This window comes from Longimicrobiaceae bacterium (assembly GCA_035936415.1).
Classification (GTDB): Bacteria; Gemmatimonadota; Gemmatimonadetes; order Longimicrobiales; family Longimicrobiaceae; genus JAFAYN01.
Genome location: DASYWD010000057.1, coordinates 1 through 16,326, shown reverse-complemented (window position 1 = coordinate 16,326; position 16,326 = coordinate 1). Strand labels below are relative to the sequence as shown.

Genomic DNA, 16,326 nt, shown 5'->3' with positions numbered 1-16,326 from the left:
CGGTCCGGTCCAGGTTGGCCGACTGGTTGGGGGCCACCTTGTCGCGCAGCTCGAAGCCGTAGTAGCTCCGCAGGCGTCGCCTCCCGGGCCCGGTCGCGGAACCGCCGTTCTCCCGCAGTCCGGAGGCGGCACCCCCCGACGGCCCGCGGGAGGTCGAGTCGCGGGCGCCCGCGCTCCCCCCCGAGCGCGCCGAATCGCCGGGGGCGCGCCGCCCCTTCGCGGCGGAGGCGGAATCGCTTCCGGAGCGGGTCCCCTGCCGGGCCGACGCGGAATCGCCTCCGGAACGTCCACCCTTCCGGGCGGTCGCCGAATCGCCGCCCGGGCCGCCCGACGGACCCCCCATGGAGCCGCCTGATTCGCCGTTCCGCGCGGGCCAGTAGGCGAAGCTCGTGTCGTGGCGGGTGTCCACCACCCACCCGAGTACCTCGACGGCACACGGGGAGCCGAGCTCCTTCAGCGGGAGCAGGAGCTCGATGAAGTTGGAGGAGCTGTTGTCCCCGATCTCCACTCGGGCCTCCTTCACTCGAGTCCACTCCCCCTCACGGGACTCGTACAGGTGCCAGTTGCCGACGTACACCACGGAGTCCCCCTTCGGGGTCGACTCCCCGTCGGTGCGTATGGCCAGCAGGTAGTCGGCCTTGAAGGGAAGCGTCCACTCCTGTCCGCCGTACGACTTCGCGTTTTCCGTCCCCCGGCTCCCCAGCGGGTCGGTGTTCAGGTAATACAGCAGGAAGCGGTCGGGCGACTCCGGGAGGCCGGCCACCGTGCAGGTCGGCTGCGACAGGTCGGTGCAGTCCCCGCTCCCGATCGCCGAGCCGGTGTATCCCAGGTAGAGCGCACAGGGGTCCCACGTCGCATACGCGGTGTAGCCGCTCTGAGCATCCGTGCTGGTCCGGAACGCCTCCCTGCCGGTATTGAAGTCGTTGCCGTTGTCGATGGGAATGGTGTGGTACGGCAGGGAACTGCCGCTGTAGTCCTGCGACCGGTCGCAGCCGCCCGCGGAGAGTCCCTTCCTCGGAGTCTGACATCCCTGAGCGCCGAGGGCGAGCGTCAGGAGCAGCAGGCCGACCCCTGAGCAGCGGTGTCGCGATCCCATGGTTCCCTCCTGGTCGCGGTGTCCAGCCGGGGGCCATCCCGGGCCTGGCGAAGAGCCCCCCAACGTCCGAGCGGCGGATCATTTCCCGCCACGATAGGAACAGATGCGAGAAGTGTACCACATATAATACGACTCAAACTGCAGGAGCCGTTGCGCAGAAACGCTTTGCGGTCTGCCGTTGCCGCGGCGTAGCGGCATCGCTAGCTTCACGGCTCCAGAACCCATCCATCCCATCATGACCTTCGTGCGCCCGACCATGCCCGAGTACAGCAACCTCCAGCTCGACGTCCAGGACGGGATCGCCACGCTCTCCGTCAACCGCCCCGACAAGCTGAACGCCCTCAACGAGCAGACGATCCGCGAGCTGGGGCAGGCCGTGCGCGAGATCCGGGAGCGGGAGGACGTGCGCGGCGCGATCGTGACCGGCGTGGGCGAGAAGGCCTTCGTGGCCGGCGCCGACATCGCCGAGCTGGCGAAGATGGGCCCCGTGGACGGGGTGGAGGTGAGCCGCCTGGGGCAGCGGGTGTTCCGCGCCATCGAGCTGTCGCGCAAGCCGGTCATTGCCGCGGTGAACGGCTTCGCGCTGGGCGGCGGGTGCGAGCTGGCGCTGGCCTGCCACCTGCGCATCGCCTCCGAGAACGCGAAGTTCGGGCTCCCCGAGGTGAAGCTGGGGATCATCCCCGGCTACGGCGGCACGCTGCGCCTCCCCCGCATCGTGGGGAAGGGGCGCGCGCTGGAGCTGATGCTCACCGCCGAGATGATCGACGCCCAGGAGGCGCACCGGATCGGGCTGGCGAACAGGGTCGTGCCCCAGGCGGAGCTGATGGACGCCGCGCGCAAGCTCCTCGGCACCATCCTCCGCAACGGCCCCGTGGCGCTGGGCCTGGCCATCGAGTGCACCACCCGCGGGATGGAGATGTCCGTGGACGACGGCCTGGCGCTTGAGTCCAACCTCTTCGGCCTGCTCGCCGCCACCGAGGACATGCGCGAGGGGATGGGCGCGTTCCTGGAGAAGCGCAGGGCGGAGTTCAGGGGGAGATGAACCGCAAGCGCGTGAGTGCGAAGGTGCGGGAGTGGCTCGCGCCGAGCCCGCGCGCTCTCGCCGTTTCCGGGAGATCGTCATGACCGGTCTGCGCCGTCTGCTGCTCGCATCGCCCGTCGGGGGGCTCCTCGTGGAGTACGACGACGCGGGGGTGCGGAGGATCGAGTTCTGGGAGCAGGGGAAGCACCCGCCCGCCGGCACGCGCGACGAGCCGGCGCGGGACGACGTGGTAGGGCGCCAGGTCGTGCGGGAGCTGCGGGAGTACTTCGCGGGCGAGCGGCGCGAGTTCACGCTCCCGCTGGCGATCGAGGGGACGGAGTTCCAGCGCAGCGCCTGGGACGCGCTCTGCCGCATCCCCTGCGGCGAGACCCGCACCTACGGCGAGATGGCGCGCGAGCTGGGGCGGCCCAACGCCTCGCGCGCCGTGGGCCAGGCGAACCGCCGCAACCCGGTCCCCATCGTGGTCCCCTGCCACCGCGTGCTCGCCACCGGCGGCGGGCTGGGCGGGTACCTAGGCTCGTGGGAGGGCGGGGACGGGACGGGGATCAAGCGGTGGCTGCTGGAGCATGAGAAGCGAATGAAGAATGTAGAATGAAGAATGTAGAAACAACTGCTTAGCTCGTCGCGAGCCGGGGCGCCCGCGGTCACGGGGAGCCCCTTTCTACATTCTCCATTCTTCATTCCATATTCCGCCCCCGTGCCCCTCTCCCGCCTCCGCCTCCACGCCTTCCGCAACCTGGAAGACCAGATCCTCGACATCCCGCCGGGCGGCGTCGCCATCATCGGCGACAACGGGCAGGGGAAGACCAACCTGCTGGAGGCGGTCTACTACCTGGAGATCTTCCGCTCCTTCCGTGGGGCGCCGGACGAGCAGCTCGTCCGCTTCGGGGAGGAGGTGTTCCGGGTGGAGGGGCGCGTGCGCGAGGGGGACGGCACGGAGCGGGAGATCGCCGCGGCGTTCGAGCGGCGGCGGAAGCGGAAGAAGGTCACCGTGAACGGGGCGGAGCCGGAGCGCATCGGCGAGGCCATCGGGGGGGTGGGGGCGACCATCTTCTCCCCCTCGGACGTGGAGATCGTGGCGGGGAGCCCCTCGGGGCGGCGGCGCTTCCTGGACATCGTCCTGTCGCTGGCGGTGCCGGGGTACCTGGGCGCGGTGCAGCGCTTCCGGCAGGTGCTCTTCCAGCGCAACGCGCTGCTCCGCCAGGGCGCCGCCCCCGCCATGGTGGCCGCCTGGAACGAGGGGCTGGTGGCGTGGGGGAGCCGCGTGGCCGCGGCGCGGGCCGCCTGGGTGGCGGAGGTGGAGGCGAGCTTCGCGGAGCACTACGCGCGCGTGGCCGGCGGGCCGCGCGGCACGCTCGCGTACGACCCGTCGTGCGGGGAGTGGGACGTGGGGGAGGGGGACGCGGTGCTGGGGGTGGCGGCGGCGTTCCGGGGCGCGCTGGAGCGAGTGGCGGAGCGGGAGGTCCGGCGCGGGATGACGCTGGTGGGCCCGCACCGCGACGACCTCCGCTTCGAGATGGAGCGCACCGGCGCGGCGCCGCTCGACCTGCGCACCTACGGCTCCGGCGGACAGCAGCGCACCGCCGCGGTGGCGCTGCGCATGGTGGAGGCCGAGACGATCCGCGCCAGCCGCGGGCGCGAGTCCGTGATCCTCCTGGACGACGTCTTCGCGGAGCTGGACCCCGGCAGGTCGCTGCGCATCATAGAGTGGATCGACGCCCAGGAGGGCGGGCAGGTGATCCTCACCTCCCCCAAGCCGAGCGACGTGGAGGTGCACGGCGGCGCCCTCCCCCGGTGGGAGATGCGCGGCGGGCGGGTGCGAACGGGGTAGGGGTCAGGGAATGGCCCCCCGCCGCTTTGACCGGACCCCGCCGAGGGGCTAAATTTCCCGCCTTCGAGCTTCTCGCCGCACCCCGCCACCCCACGCCATGTCCCGCACCCCCGACCGAGGCAGGCCGCAGCTCGTCGGCGACGTCCTCTCCCGCTTCCTGAACCGCAGCGGGCTGGGGGCGAAGGTGGAGGCGGCCTCGGTCCTCACGGAGTGGGAGGAGCGGGTGGGGCCCCAGATCGCCGCCGTCACCGAGCCGCTGCGGGTCTCGGACGACACCCTCTTCGTGGCCGTCTCCACCTCGGCGTGGATGATGGAGCTCACCCTGATGAAGGGGGAGATCGTCCGCCGCCTCAACGCCGGGAAGAAGACCGGAAAGATCCAGCACATCGTGTTCGTGATGGGCTCCTGACCGCCGCGCCGGAAACCCGGCTCCCGCCTCAATTTTCGATCCGCCGCCCGGGGCACTTCCGCCCCCGCCCGGGGTATGGATGGAAGTTGGATTTTCGACGCAAACCCAGAACGCAGAGAACATGGCTTCGACCGCCGCAGCCCAGGAATACAACGCCGGGCAGATCCAGGTCCTCAAGGGGCTGGAGGCCGTCCGCAAGCGCCCCGGGATGTACATCGGCTCCACGGGGCCGCGCGGGCTGCACCACCTGGTCTACGAGGTGGTGGACAACTCCATCGACGAGGCGCTCGCCGGCTACGCCGACCGCGTGGACGTGACCATCCACGCGGACGACTCCATCACGGTGGTGGACAACGGCCGCGGCATCCCGGTCGACATCCACCCGACGGAGGGGGTCCCGGCCGTGGAGCTGGCGCTCACCGTTCTGCACGCCGGCGGGAAGTTCGAGAACCAGGAGGGCGGCTCCTACAAGGTGTCCGGCGGCCTGCACGGCGTGGGCGTCTCGGTGGTGAACGCGCTCTCCGAGTGGACGCAGGTGACCGTTCGCCGCGACGGCAAGATCTACCAGATCGGCTTCGCCCGCGGCGACAAGGCGCAGGACCTGACGGTCGTCGGCAAGGCGCAGGATACGGGGACCACCGTGTCCTTCAAGCCGGACCCGCTGATCTTCCAGGAGACCACCTACTCCTTCGACACGCTCTCCAACCGCCTGCGCGAGCTGGCGTTCCTGAACAAGGGCGTCCGCATCGCGCTGACGGACGAGCGCCTGGTGGAGGGGGAGGTGAAGGAGCCGCGCCGCGAGGAGTACCACTACGAGGGCGGGCTGAGGGAGTTCGTGGAGCACCTGCGCGGGACCCGCAAGCCGCTGCACGCCGCCGTGGTCTACATCGAGGCCGCGCGCCCCGAGGCGGAGATCGAGATCGCGCTCCAGTACGACGACGGGTACAACGAGAACACCTTCACCTTCGTCAACAACATCAACACCCACGAGGGCGGCACGCACCTCACGGGCTTCAAGTCGGCCCTGACGCGCACCATCAACGACTACGCGCGCAGGACCGGCCTCTTCAAGAAGGGCGGGCTGGACGCGCTCTCGGGCGACGACGTCCGCGAGGGGCTCACCTGCGTGATCTCCGTGAAGGTCAAGGAGCCGCAGTTCGAGGGGCAGACCAAGACCAAGCTGGGGAACAGCGAGGTCAAGGGCGCCGTGGAGAGCGTCGTCAACGAGAAGCTCTCCGAGTTCCTGGACGAGACGCCGGGCGTGGGCCGCGCGATCATCGAGAAGGCGATCTCCGCCGCCCGCGCCCGCGAGGCCGCCCGCAAGGCGCGCGACCTGACGCGGAAGAAGAGCGCGCTGGAGACGGGGGTGCTCCCGGGGAAGCTGGCGGACTGCTCGGTCAACAACCCGGAGATCTCCGAGATCTACATCGTGGAGGGCGACTCCGCGGGCGGCTCGGCCAAGCAGGGGCGCGACCGCGCCTTCCAGGCGATCCTCCCGCTCAAGGGGAAGATCCTCAATGTGGAGAAGGCGCGCTTCGACAAGGTGCTCTCCAACGAGGAGATCCGCGCCATCATCACGGCGGTGGGCACGGGGATCGGCGAGGACGAGTTCGACCTCAAGAACGCCCGGTACCACAAGATCATCCTGATGACCGACGCGGACGTGGACGGCTCGCACATCCGCACCCTGCTGCTGACCTTCTTCTTCCGGCAGATGCGGCAGCTGATCGAGGAGGGGATGATCTACATCGCGCAGCCGCCGCTCTACCTGGTCCGCAAGGGGAAGACGGAGCAGTACGCCTACTCGGACCCGGAGCGCGACGAGATCCTCGCCCGCTACAAGGGCGCGGACGGCGAGGCCAAGGGGATCCACGTGCAGCGCTACAAGGGCCTGGGCGAGATGAACCCGGACCAGCTCTGGAAGACCACCATGGACCCGGACACGCGCACGCTGCTGCGGGTCTCCATGGACGACGCGGTGGAGGCGGACTCGATTTTCCAGACGCTCATGGGCGAGGACGTGGACCCGCGCCGCAAGTTCATCGAGGAGAACGCCCGGTACGTGCGCAACCTGGACGTCTGACCTCACTGTGGTGTTACAAATGTCCTTGGACGGTTAATCGAAAGTTCGGCGATTTCGCGTAAGTTTCTGGACACGGGACGGCGAAAGGGCCCGGGGGTATCCGCCCCCGGGCCCTTTCGTCATCCCTCTTCGTGAGCACGTGACGACACCCTACCCCGGTGATCTCGAGCAGCACGGGGCTGCCCTGCGATCAGTTATGCAGGAGCGGTCGGGGCGAGTATCATCTCCTTCTGCGGGCCGTCTGCCTCGGCGGCCTGCTCGTTCCGGCGGTCCTGACGCGGCCGGAAGTGTGAAGAAGAAGGTGCTCCCGCAGCCCACAACGCTCTCCGCCCAGATCCGTCCGCCGTGCGCCTCCACAACGCCGCGGGAGATAGCGAGACCGAGCCCAGCTCCCAGGTGCGCCGTCTCCTTGGCCTGCCAGTGCTTCCGCGGGGATCGAAAAAAGGTCTTTGGAATGCGGAAAGTCGTGAGAATGGACGCTCGGCTCTGCGCCTCACGGCTCTCTCGAGCTCCTCCCGCAGGATCTCGTAGTCCCGCTTCAGCTCCGCGCGGTTCCACCCGGACCGCGCCCGGTTCTGGCCGTGCCGCTCGCGACCGCGCCGGTCCGGCATCCGCGCCCGCCCCGCCTTGGCGGTGGGGAGAACGAGGAAAAAGGTGGACCCCGCGCCCGGCTCGCTGTGGGCGACCAGGTCGCCGCCCATGAGCCGCGCCAGAGAGCGGCTGATGGTCAGCCCAAGGCCGGTGCCCTCATGGGGGCGGGTGTACCCCGCGTCCGCCTGCTCGAACGGTCGCCAGATGTGCTCCATCCGCTCCGCCGCGATACCGATCCCCGTATCCTGGACGCGGATCACGGCCCACGGCCCCTCCGGTGAGGGCGGAGACCCGCCCGGCGTGGCGAGGACCGGAACGCATGGGCGAACCGCTGCGGGCACGTCTCCGGCGCTCACGTGACGAGCTCTCCGGAGGATCCGAGACGGCGCATCCGTCTACTGCACCACCGCGGAGTAGACCAGCGTCTGGAACCTCGCTTCCAGGGGAGAGCGGCTTCCGGGTGACAGCTGGGTCCAAGCCATGGCGACCATGCCGTTCACGGGGTCCACCCAGAAGTACGTCCCCAGGTAACCCGACCAGCGGAAGATGCCGATCGGGCCCGGCCGCGCCGCCTGCGCAGTGTCGACCTTCACGGCCACCCCCAGCCCGAAGCCGTAGGTCGGGTCCCTCAGCACAGGGCTCGGAACCGGCGTCAGCTCGGGCGGCACCGAGTTGTGGGTCATGAGCGCGACGGTCTCCGGCCGGAGGATGCGGGTCCGGCCGAAGCTGCCGCCGTTCAGGAGCATCTGCGCGAACCGGAGATAGTCGTCGGGAGTCGACAGCAGACCGCCGCTGCCCCAGAGGAAGCGCGCCTCCGGCTCGAACATCGCCGAAAGAGCGTCGCCGCTGACCGCCCGCAGCGTGCCGTCGGGGCCGTGCGTGTACACGGTGGCGAGACGGGCCCGCATGTCCGGGCGGATGCGGAAGCCGGTGTCCCGCATCCCGAGAGGCCGGAAGACCTGCTCCTCCAGAAAGTGGTCGAGCGTCTGCCCGGAGGCGACCTCGATCACGCGCCCCGCGACGTCGAATCCGGAGCCGTAGCTCCACTGCGTCCCGGGCGGGAAGAGCAGCGGGATCCGGGCGAGGCTGTCGGTGAACTGCTCCAGCGTGCGGCCGGCATCGTAGAGCTTCGCGCGGGTGAAGATCGTGTCGACGGGTCCCGCCGTGAGACCGTACGCGAGCCCGGAGGTGTGGTTCAGCAGCTGGCGGACGGTGATCGGCGAGTCAGGGGCCTGGAGGATCGGTGCATCCGCCGTGCCCCCGGCGAACACCTTCACGTCCGCGAACGATGGGATGTATCTCGACACCGGATCGTCGAGCCCGACCTTGCCATCGTTGACGAGGCGGAGGACGCCCACGGCGATCACCGGCTTGGTCATCGAGTAGATGCGGAAGATCGCGTCCCGACGCATGGGCTCACGGCGCGCCACATCCTTCCAACCGAAGGTACGCTCGTATCCGATGTGGCCGTGCCGGGCGACCACGGCGTAGATGCCACCCACGCTGCCCGAGTCGACCAACGGTTCGAGTGCGGGGGCGATCCGGTCGAGCGCCGCCTGCGAGAGACCCAGCGTTTCGGCACGTGCCGTGGGGAGGGCGGGCTTCGCGTTGCCGGTACAGGACGCGAGTGCGCCCGTGCAGGCGATCGCGACGGCCGCGCCCATAAACCGGTTCATCATCGCGTTGCTGTCGCGGGGGCAGCGATCGGCTCGGCTCGGCCAGCTCTCGCCGCCCGAGCGTGGTGGGGAGGACTCAGAATGGTATCAGGAGGCACCGCTCCCGTCCATTGCGAGCCAGTTGTGCTGGACCTCGGCGGCAACATTGGCCCTTCATACCATACCCCGGCAAAGTGTTAGGCGTCCTTTGCCGTAGGCTCAATTGCTTCCCGAACAACTATTTGCATAAGGAACGCGGCACCCCCTTCAGAAACGGCCTCCAGAAAGGCCCGTGATCGGGACGGAAGGGACCGGGTTTTGTCAGGGCCGATTTTCCCGCGGAGCGCGACCGTCACCCTGATCTCGGCGCTCCGCTGCATCATAGGAGCACGTGGGAGAACTGCACCCTCTCCCCTGCCAGCACGAAGGCAGTGGTGGGAAGGCCCCGCGCCATCTCCTGCAACCGCTCGTAGTAGACCGGGAAGTCCTCGCCCGGCACCGCCATCCCGAGCAGCACCAGATCGGCGTCGCGCGACGACTCGCGCAGGAGCTCGGCGAACCCGCGGCCGCCGGCCACGATCACCTCCGCTTCCGCCCCGACGCGTAGGCCGCCGATGATCCGCTCGAGGTTGGCGCGCGCCCCGTCGGCCGCGCCCTCGCTCGGCACCACCAGCTTCACGCATACGCGCGCCCGGAGCCAATCGCTGCTGGTCCGCAGCAGGTAGGCCAGGATCATCATCAGCCCGCCGTTGGCCTGCAGGCCGCCCCACCACACGTCGATCCGGCGCCGCTGCCCGAAGGCGGCGCCGTTGGACTCGGAGAGGGGCTGGTCGTCGCGCAGGATCACCACGTTGCGCTGCGCGCGGTGGAAGCGGCGGATCATCGCGCAGTAGCGCTCCCGCACCGCCATCTCCTGGCTGGCGCCCAGGATCACGGTATTCGGCACCAGGGGGCCGAGCCCGTAGGCGTCCACCAGCCGCTCGGCCCCCTCAAAGGGGTCCGGCGCCGCGATCAGCCGCACCAGCCCCTGGACGCCGCGGCGGGTCAGGTACTCGCGGATCGTGCCCTCCATCCGGGCAACGCGGCCGGCGTCGCGCGCCGCCTCGGGAAGCACGCTGGAGACGGTGATCATCCCGTGCCCGTGGGTGAGGCTGGACGCCAGGTCGATCAGGCTCCAGCGCTTCGTGGGCGCTCCCGAGAGGACCAGCAGGTGGGGCCGCCAGTTCCGGGCGTCGGTAACGGGCTCCAGCCGCAACACCACCGAGCGCACAAGCGCCATTCCAATCCCGCGCCGCACGTCGCCCCAGGTGGCTTCCAGCTCGCGGCGCCGCAGCCAGAGGTACACCCCCAGCACAACCGCCGCGGCCACCACGGTGGCCACCGCGTTGATCAGGAACATCACCGCCAGGCAGCCGAACGCACCGAGCAGCGAAACAGACCAGTGGATCCTGAAGGCGGGACGGTAGGAGGGGCTCTTGAGGAAACCCTCGATGCCCGCCGCCAGGTTCACCGTCAGGTAGGAGGCCAGGAAGAACATCGAGAGCACCGGCGCGATCAGGTTCAGGTCGCCCACCCAGATCGCAACCAGCGCCAGGCCCAGCGTCACGGCGGTCGCCACGCGCGGCGCGTCGTCCTCGCCGCTCCCCCTGCCCAGCACGCGCAACGGCCCCGGCAGCACCCCGTCCCGGGCCAGGGCCTGCAGCACGCGCGGCGCGCCCAGGATGCTGCCCATCGCGCTGGACAGCGTCGCGCCCCAGACCCCGAGCAGGATGGCGTCTCCCCAGAGCGCCATCTCCCGCATGATCAGAGGGTTCTCGATCAGCGTAGCGGGGTCGGCCCGCCGGGAGAGGAAGATCGGCAGCGCCATGTAAACCACGTACCCCACCACCAGTGCCGCCAGCGTGCCGCGAGGGATGGAGCGCTGCGGGTCGCGCAGATCGCCCGACATGTTGACCCCCGCCTCGATCCCGGTGACCGCGGGGAAGAAGACCGCCAGCACCGCCCAGAAGCTCAGGGACGCGGCCGCGGGCGCACCGGTGAGGTCGAGCCCGGTCTCCTCCACCGGCCGGCCCAGGAAGAAGGAGATCAGCGAGAAGGCGATGGCCGCCATGATGAAGAATTGTGAGCGGATCGCCAGCTTCGCCGAGAACAGGGCCAGCCCCGCGACGGCCAGCGCGGTCGCGATCCCCACCCAGCGCTGGCTCAGGGCGGGAAAGACGCTGACGACGCTCTCTGCGAAGCCGACCACGTAGAGGGCCACCGAGAGAGCGATGGCGAAGTAGACGGGAATCCCCACCGCGCCGCCGGTCTCGATCCCGAGCGAGCGGCTGATCATGTAGTAGGCGCCCCCCGCGCGCACCCGGCGATCTGTGGCGATCGCCGACATGGAGAGCGCCGTGAACATGGTGATCGAGGTGCAGATCGTCACGATGGCCAGTGCGCCGAGCAGCCCTACGTTGCCTACCACCCAGCCGAAGCGCAGGTACATGATCACGCCCAGGATGGTCAGGATCGAGGGCGTGAACACCCCCTCGAAGGTACCGAAGCCGGCACCGCGCGCCGGGGGGTTCTTGTCGTGGCCTTCGGCGGCGGCGCTCGGCTCGGGCGCAGGGCGGCGGAATGGGAGGCGCATGGGTATTGGGGCTCGGGGAACGGCGAATCGGGTGGAGCGCAGGATCCAAGCCGCATCCCGCCGCGGGCGGGAGTCCCTACAGCGTCACCACCGGCGCCAGATCAAGGCAAACAGGCGCCGGTGTGTCCCCGGATCAGAATCGCTATGCGAATATGAGTCTCAGAGCCACCGCCGTCAGCCACACTCCCTTGTGTACCACCGATCGCCGCACAAACCTGCTTGTAAGTATGCTTCGGAAGTCTTGACCCCCCTTGCGATTGCGCCTACCGTGTAGGTGCCGGCCACGGTTCAGTTTCGTGCACATGGCCGCCCTCCCCCTCCGAAAACGCACCCCGACCGCGAGGTCGGTCCGCAAAGCCGCGGGTCTCGCCACGCGAGACGGCCGGGCTGCCGAAGAGAGGCGCATCAGTCCGCGTTATGTCTTCGGCAGGTGCCATCCAGCGCCTGCAAGTTCGGGTCGTGCCGCACCCCCTGTCGGCACTCCCCGTCCCTGTCCTGCAAGCGAGGCCCCATGAAGTACTCCCACCGCCTCCCTCCCGCCGTCCTGGGTCTGATCCTCGTCTCTGGCGGCTGCGTCGAGGACTCCGGCACGCCCACGTCCCTGGCCCCCAGAGCACCGGTCGAAGCAGCATCCGCAACACCCTCCGGAATCATCCCGGGCCGGTTCATCATCACCCTACGTGAGGGGGCAACTCCTGCCGCGGTCGCTCGCGACCATGGCGTCTCGCCGGACTACGTCTACACGCACGCGCTGAACGGCTTCGCCGGTGCAATGTCCGACGCGGCGCGCGACGGGCTGCTGCGTGACGCCCGCGTTTCCCGCGTGGAGCCGGACGGGATCGCCCGCATCGTGACGACCCAGGGCAACGCCACCTGGGGCCTCGACCGGATCGACGCGCGCTCCGGCCTGAGCGGCACCTACACGTACAGCAGCACCGGCAGCGGCGTCAATGCGTACATTATCGACACCGGGATCAAGTTCGACCACGGGGATTTCGGCGGGCGCGCGGTTACCGGCTACGACGCGGTGGATGGCGGGAGCGCCGACGACTGCAACGGGCACGGCACGCACGTAGCCGGCACGGTGGGCGGCACCACCTGGGGCGTCGCCAAGAGCGTGAAGCTCATCGGTGTCCGTGTGCTGGACTGCGGCGGGTCGGGCACCTGGAGCGGGGTGATAGCCGGGATGGACTGGGTGACGGCCAACCACGTGAAGCCCGCGGTCGCCAACATGAGCCTGGGCGGCGGCGCCAGCACCGCTGTGGACGATGCGACGCGGAACATGATCGCAGCCGGCGTTGCAACCGCGGTCGCGGCCGGAAACGGCAACATGGGAGGGAAGGAACAGGACGCCTGCGGATATTCCCCTGCGCGCGTAACGGAGGCGATGACGATCGGCGCGACCAGCCAGTCGGATGCGAAGACATCCTGGTCGAACTACGGGGACTGCGTGGACTGGTTCGCCCCTGGGTATCAGATCGCCTCGGCCTGGCATACGGACGACTACAGCGGCGACGGTTCGTACACCCGTACCATCAGCGGGACCTCCATGGCGAGCCCGCATGTGGCCGGCGTTGCGGCCCTGTACCTTCAGGCGCACTCTGCCGAGTCGCCGCAGCAGGTCCGTGACGCGCTCTACAGCTTCACGACCAAGGGAATCGTGACCAACTCTAAGACCGCGAACAATCACCTCCTCCATAGCTTCGAGACGGTGGATAGCGGAGGCGGAGGCGGGGGCGGTGGCGGTGGCGGTGGCGGTGGTACTGAGCCGTGCACCCCGAAGGGTAAGTCGGGTAAGTGCTAACCACCGGGTGACTGGCAGGCAAATGATGTGGGCCGGGCGATCGCCGGGCCCACATTGTTCTTCTTTCCTTTGGCCCGTCCCGCGGGCAACCGGTGCCATTCCGGGGAGGTTTGACTCGAGGCGCCGACCGTACGAACAGCGGCGAGGCGGCAGTGTGCCGCCCGGCACCGATCTCCGCGGCGTGGGAGGTTGCGGGGCAGCTCGCTGGTGGTGCCGGATGGCCCGTGTAGCACGGAAGCGTCCGCCGGGTGTCTTGACACCGGGTGTGATAACACATATCATGTTACTATGACTCGCGACCTCCGTTCAGAGATCCGGCAACGCCGGCCGTTCCAGAGCCGTGAGCAGGAGGCGCACCTCAACATCGTGCGGACGGCAGCGGTGCTCAGCGACGACTTCGAGCAGGTGCTGAAGCCGTCGGGGATCACCCTCACCCAGTACAACGTGCTGCGCATCCTGCGGGGGGCGGAGCCCCAGGGGCTCTGCCGCAACGAGGTGCGTGACCGTCTGCTGACCCGAATGCCGGACGTCACCCGCCTCCTCGACCGCATGGAGAGCGCGGGGCTCGTGGTCCGGGCGCGCGACACCGAGGATCGTCGCCTGGTCACCACCCGCATCACCGATGAGGGCCGCAGGCTTCTCGACGACCTGGAGCCGCTGGTTGCGGAGGAGCACAGCCGTCGGTTCAGCCAGCTCGACGAGACGCAGCTCGCGACGCTGATCGACCTGCTCGGTCTGGTCCGCGAGTCTTCCTGATCCACCCGCGCTTTCTTGCGTGGAAATGGGTGTTGGCACACCGAATGGTGCAACATCGAGACCCCGACCGGAGACCTGACTATGTCGCTCTTTGCTGCTGCTTCGGCCCGTCAGATCAACCTGGGCCTAGCCATCCTGCGCGTCGTCGTCGGCGTGATCTTCCTCGCCCACGGCGCGCAGAAGCTGTTCGTCTACGGCTTCGCCGGCGTGACGGGCGCCTTCGGCGGGATGGGGATCCCCCTGCCTGGAGTGGTGGGGCCGCTCGTCGCCCTGCTCGAGTTCTTCGGAGGGATCGCGCTGGTCGCCGGCCTGCTGACGCGGCTCGCCGCTCTCGGGCTCGCCTTCAACATGCTGGGCGCGATCCTGTTCGTGCACCTCGGCGCCGGGTTCTTCCTGCCGGACGGCTACGAGTTCGCGCTTTCGCTCCTGGGTTCGTCCGTGCTTCTCGTGTTCGCCGGCGCGGGTGCCTATTCCGTGGATGCGCGGATTGACGCTCGCGGCGGCGCCGATTCGGTGACCACGTCCGAGCGTCGGGCCCCGGACCCCCGCCGCGCGGCATGACGCGCCCGGTCGGGCGGCGCGGCGCTCGTCGCCGTGTCGCCCAGGGTGCTCGCGCAGTCCTTCGTTCCAGAGAGAGAGATCATGGGAGCCACCACGCACGACATCTCCGGCACTGCTGCCGGCGCCCAGCCGGCGACGCCCGGCAGCTACGGCATACCGCCGCGGGGCCGCCGCCTGCCCGACGAGACGCATCTCGGGCCCGTGCGACTCCAGGTCGCGAACATGCAGCGATCGCTGTCCTTCTATCAGGAGGTGCTCGGGCTGCGCACGATGGCACGTGAGGGGGCCCGCGCCTCGCTGGGAGCGCACGGAGACGACCGGGTGCTGGTGGAGCTCAACGAGCGCCCCGGCGCGCGGTCCGCCGGTCGCGGCGGCCGCCTTGGGCTGTACCATTTCGCGATCCTGCTCCCCGACCGCGCGTCTCTCGGCCGCTTCGTCCGGCACCTCGCTGGAATCGGGGTGCAGCCGGGCGCCGGTGACCACCTGGTCAGTGAGGCGCTCTACCTGCACGACCCTGACGGTCTCGGCATCGAAGTCTATGCGGACCGGCCCCGCAGCACCTGGCGTCGCGTCGACCGGGAACTGATGCTCGCCACGGATCCGGTGGACGTCGCTGGCCTGGTACGCGCCGCTGGCGACACGCAGTGGAGCGGGATGCCGGCGGGCACGGTGATCGGACACGTGCACCTGCACGTCGGGGACCTCGAAGAGGGGGCGGCGTTCTTTTCCGACGCGCTCGGCTTCGACCGCATCACCTGGAGCTACCCGGGCGCGCTCTTCCTCGGTGCGGGCGGCTACCACCACCACCTGGGAACGAACACCTGGGCAGGCTCCGGCGCGCTGCCGGCAGGTGCCGACGACGCGCGACTGCTGGAATGGACGATCGAGCTGCCGGACACGGAGAGCGTGGGAAAGGTCGCCCAGAGCCTCTCCGAGGCGGGGTACCCGGCGGTGGGAGTATCTGCCGCCGAGATCGTGACGCAAGATCCCTGGGGTACGCACGTCCGGCTGCGCGTCGCGCAGGCGTCGGGACGGGAGGGCTGACCGACGAAGGCTTGCTTCGTTCACCGGCCCCTCGTCCGTCCACCGGCATTGACGCCCCGGAGCCGGCGGCGACCTCTCGGCCGATCGTTTAGTGCTGAACCGTTGGCCCCTGCGGCTCGTGCAACCCGGTCTTCCCGGTGGCTCTTTCCCTTTCGGTGCTCGACGTCGTTCCCGTGGGGCGGGCCTTCCCTTGCGAAGGGCCGCCCCGCTCCCTAGTCTCCCCAGTGTCCCCCGAACCAGAGCGGTCAAAGTGGACAGGGCTCCGAGGAGCGCCCTGAGCTCGTCTACGAGCGCGGTCCCCTGCGGCCGGTGCGCGTGGAGGACCTTCGCGCGTTCATGAAGGAGTTCGTGGACCGGACCTCGCTCCGCCATGCCGCGGCGGTCACCGACCTGGGGCACGAGGCGATCCGCAAGTTCGTGGAGGGGAGCACGGAGAAGCCGCACCCGCGCTCGATCCGGGCGTTCACCGGCCTGTACTGGCGCGAGCGCGGGCTGGTGTTCGTGGCGGAGGCGGGTGGCTCCGAGGCCCCGGTGTTCTGGGCGTCCGAGCTGCGGGCCGTCTTCCCCGGCGGGAAGGCGCAGGCCCTGGCCGACGTGCGAAAGGTGTTCGAGCTGGCGGGGCGCTTCCCGGACGAGCTCCCGGACACCGCCCCCGGTGCCGAGCGCTGGCTCGTCCGACTGGTGGACGCGGAGTACCGCAACGAGATGCCGTACCGGCGGCCACGGCGGCGGGGCGGGCGGGGGAGGCCCGGGCCGAAGGATGGGGGCGGGGAAGAGAAGGGGTGATCGCGGGTGGATGATGCGCGAGGCGGGGGGGGGGGG

Annotated in this window: 13 protein-coding genes and 1 riboswitch; of the genes, 10 read left to right on the top strand and 3 right to left on the bottom strand. The window is 69.6% G+C overall.

Annotated features, from left to right (window positions below; translation table 11 throughout):
* Positions 1–1,096 (bottom strand): hypothetical protein (locus VGR37_02705; GenBank protein HEV2146302.1); only part of this gene is annotated, 1,096 nt, incomplete at its 3' end.
* Positions 1,097–1,331: 235 nt separating this feature from the next.
* Here VGR37_02705 and VGR37_02700 point away from each other — a divergent pair.
* The 5 genes from VGR37_02700 to gyrB all read left to right on the top strand — a co-directional run bounded on the left by VGR37_02700 (position 1,332) and on the right by gyrB (position 6,461).
* Entirely contained in the window at positions 1,332–2,138 is an 807-nt protein-coding gene (locus VGR37_02700; GenBank protein ID HEV2146301.1) for an enoyl-CoA hydratase-related protein, read from the top strand.
* A 79-nt stretch (positions 2,139–2,217) separates the two neighbouring features.
* Positions 2,218–2,733, top strand: a complete 516-nt coding sequence (locus VGR37_02695; GenBank protein HEV2146300.1) for a methylated-DNA--[protein]-cysteine S-methyltransferase — start codon at positions 2,218–2,220, stop codon at positions 2,731–2,733.
* Between the two features lie 102 nt (positions 2,734–2,835).
* Entirely contained in the window at positions 2,836–3,969 is a 1,134-nt protein-coding gene (gene recF, locus VGR37_02690) for a DNA replication and repair protein RecF (protein ID HEV2146299.1), read from the top strand.
* 97 nt (positions 3,970–4,066) lie between these two features.
* A complete protein-coding gene (locus VGR37_02685; GenBank protein HEV2146298.1) occupies positions 4,067–4,378 on the top strand; it encodes a DUF721 domain-containing protein in 312 nt (103 codons plus the stop codon).
* Positions 4,379–4,499: 121 nt separating this feature from the next.
* Positions 4,500–6,461, top strand: coding sequence for a DNA topoisomerase (ATP-hydrolyzing) subunit B (gene gyrB, locus VGR37_02680; GenBank protein HEV2146297.1), 1,962 nt, complete (start codon positions 4,500–4,502; stop codon positions 6,459–6,461).
* A 986-nt stretch (positions 6,462–7,447) separates the two neighbouring features.
* Here gyrB and VGR37_02675 read toward each other — a convergent pair.
* Both VGR37_02675 and VGR37_02670 read right to left on the bottom strand, forming a co-directional pair.
* Positions 7,448–8,716, bottom strand: a complete 1,269-nt coding sequence (locus tag VGR37_02675) for a serine hydrolase domain-containing protein (protein HEV2146296.1) — start codon at positions 8,714–8,716, stop codon at positions 7,448–7,450.
* A 370-nt stretch (positions 8,717–9,086) separates the two neighbouring features.
* Positions 9,087–11,339: an amino acid permease gene (locus tag VGR37_02670; protein HEV2146295.1), complete on the bottom strand. Its 2,253-nt coding sequence runs from the start codon at positions 11,337–11,339 to the stop codon at positions 9,087–9,089.
* A gap of 316 nt (positions 11,340–11,655) precedes the next feature.
* Positions 11,656–11,734, top strand: a riboswitch (cyclic di-GMP riboswitch).
* Between the two features lie 116 nt (positions 11,735–11,850).
* Here VGR37_02670 and VGR37_02665 point away from each other — a divergent pair.
* The 5 genes from VGR37_02665 (at position 11,851) to VGR37_02645 (ending at position 16,290) form a co-directional block, all read left to right on the top strand.
* A complete protein-coding gene (locus tag VGR37_02665; GenBank protein ID HEV2146294.1) occupies positions 11,851–13,143 on the top strand; it encodes a S8 family peptidase in 1,293 nt (430 codons plus the stop codon).
* Positions 13,144–13,431: 288 nt separating this feature from the next.
* Entirely contained in the window at positions 13,432–13,899 is a 468-nt protein-coding gene (locus VGR37_02660) for a MarR family transcriptional regulator (protein ID HEV2146293.1), read from the top strand.
* An 81-nt stretch (positions 13,900–13,980) separates the two neighbouring features.
* Entirely contained in the window at positions 13,981–14,460 is a 480-nt protein-coding gene (locus tag VGR37_02655; protein HEV2146292.1) for a DoxX family protein, read from the top strand.
* A gap of 81 nt (positions 14,461–14,541) precedes the next feature.
* Positions 14,542–15,504 (top strand): VOC family protein, encoded by a 963-nt coding sequence (locus VGR37_02650; protein HEV2146291.1) that lies wholly within the window; start codon positions 14,542–14,544, stop codon positions 15,502–15,504.
* A 315-nt stretch (positions 15,505–15,819) separates the two neighbouring features.
* On the top strand, positions 15,820–16,290 hold the full coding sequence (locus VGR37_02645) for a hypothetical protein (protein HEV2146290.1): 471 nt from the start codon (positions 15,820–15,822) through the stop codon (positions 16,288–16,290).
* The last annotated feature ends 36 nt before the right edge of the window (positions 16,291–16,326 follow it).

Coding starts and splice junctions, on each gene's coding strand:
- VGR37_02700 (HEV2146301.1), top strand. CDS start 1,332: ATGACCTTCGTGCGCCCGACCATGCCCGAGTACAGCAACCTCCAGCTC.
- VGR37_02670 (HEV2146295.1), bottom strand. CDS start 11,339: ATGCGCCTCCCATTCCGCCGCCCTGCGCCCGAGCCGAGCGCCGCCGCC.
- gyrB (HEV2146297.1), top strand. CDS start 4,500: ATGGCTTCGACCGCCGCAGCCCAGGAATACAACGCCGGGCAGATCCAG.
- VGR37_02650 (HEV2146291.1), top strand. CDS start 14,542: ATGGGAGCCACCACGCACGACATCTCCGGCACTGCTGCCGGCGCCCAG.
- VGR37_02675 (HEV2146296.1), bottom strand. CDS start 8,716: ATGGGCGCGGCCGTCGCGATCGCCTGCACGGGCGCACTCGCGTCCTGT.
- VGR37_02655 (HEV2146292.1), top strand. CDS start 13,981: ATGTCGCTCTTTGCTGCTGCTTCGGCCCGTCAGATCAACCTGGGCCTA.
- VGR37_02660 (HEV2146293.1), top strand. CDS start 13,432: ATGACTCGCGACCTCCGTTCAGAGATCCGGCAACGCCGGCCGTTCCAG.
- VGR37_02695 (HEV2146300.1), top strand. CDS start 2,218: ATGACCGGTCTGCGCCGTCTGCTGCTCGCATCGCCCGTCGGGGGGCTC.
- VGR37_02685 (HEV2146298.1), top strand. CDS start 4,067: ATGTCCCGCACCCCCGACCGAGGCAGGCCGCAGCTCGTCGGCGACGTC.
- VGR37_02665 (HEV2146294.1), top strand. CDS start 11,851: ATGAAGTACTCCCACCGCCTCCCTCCCGCCGTCCTGGGTCTGATCCTC.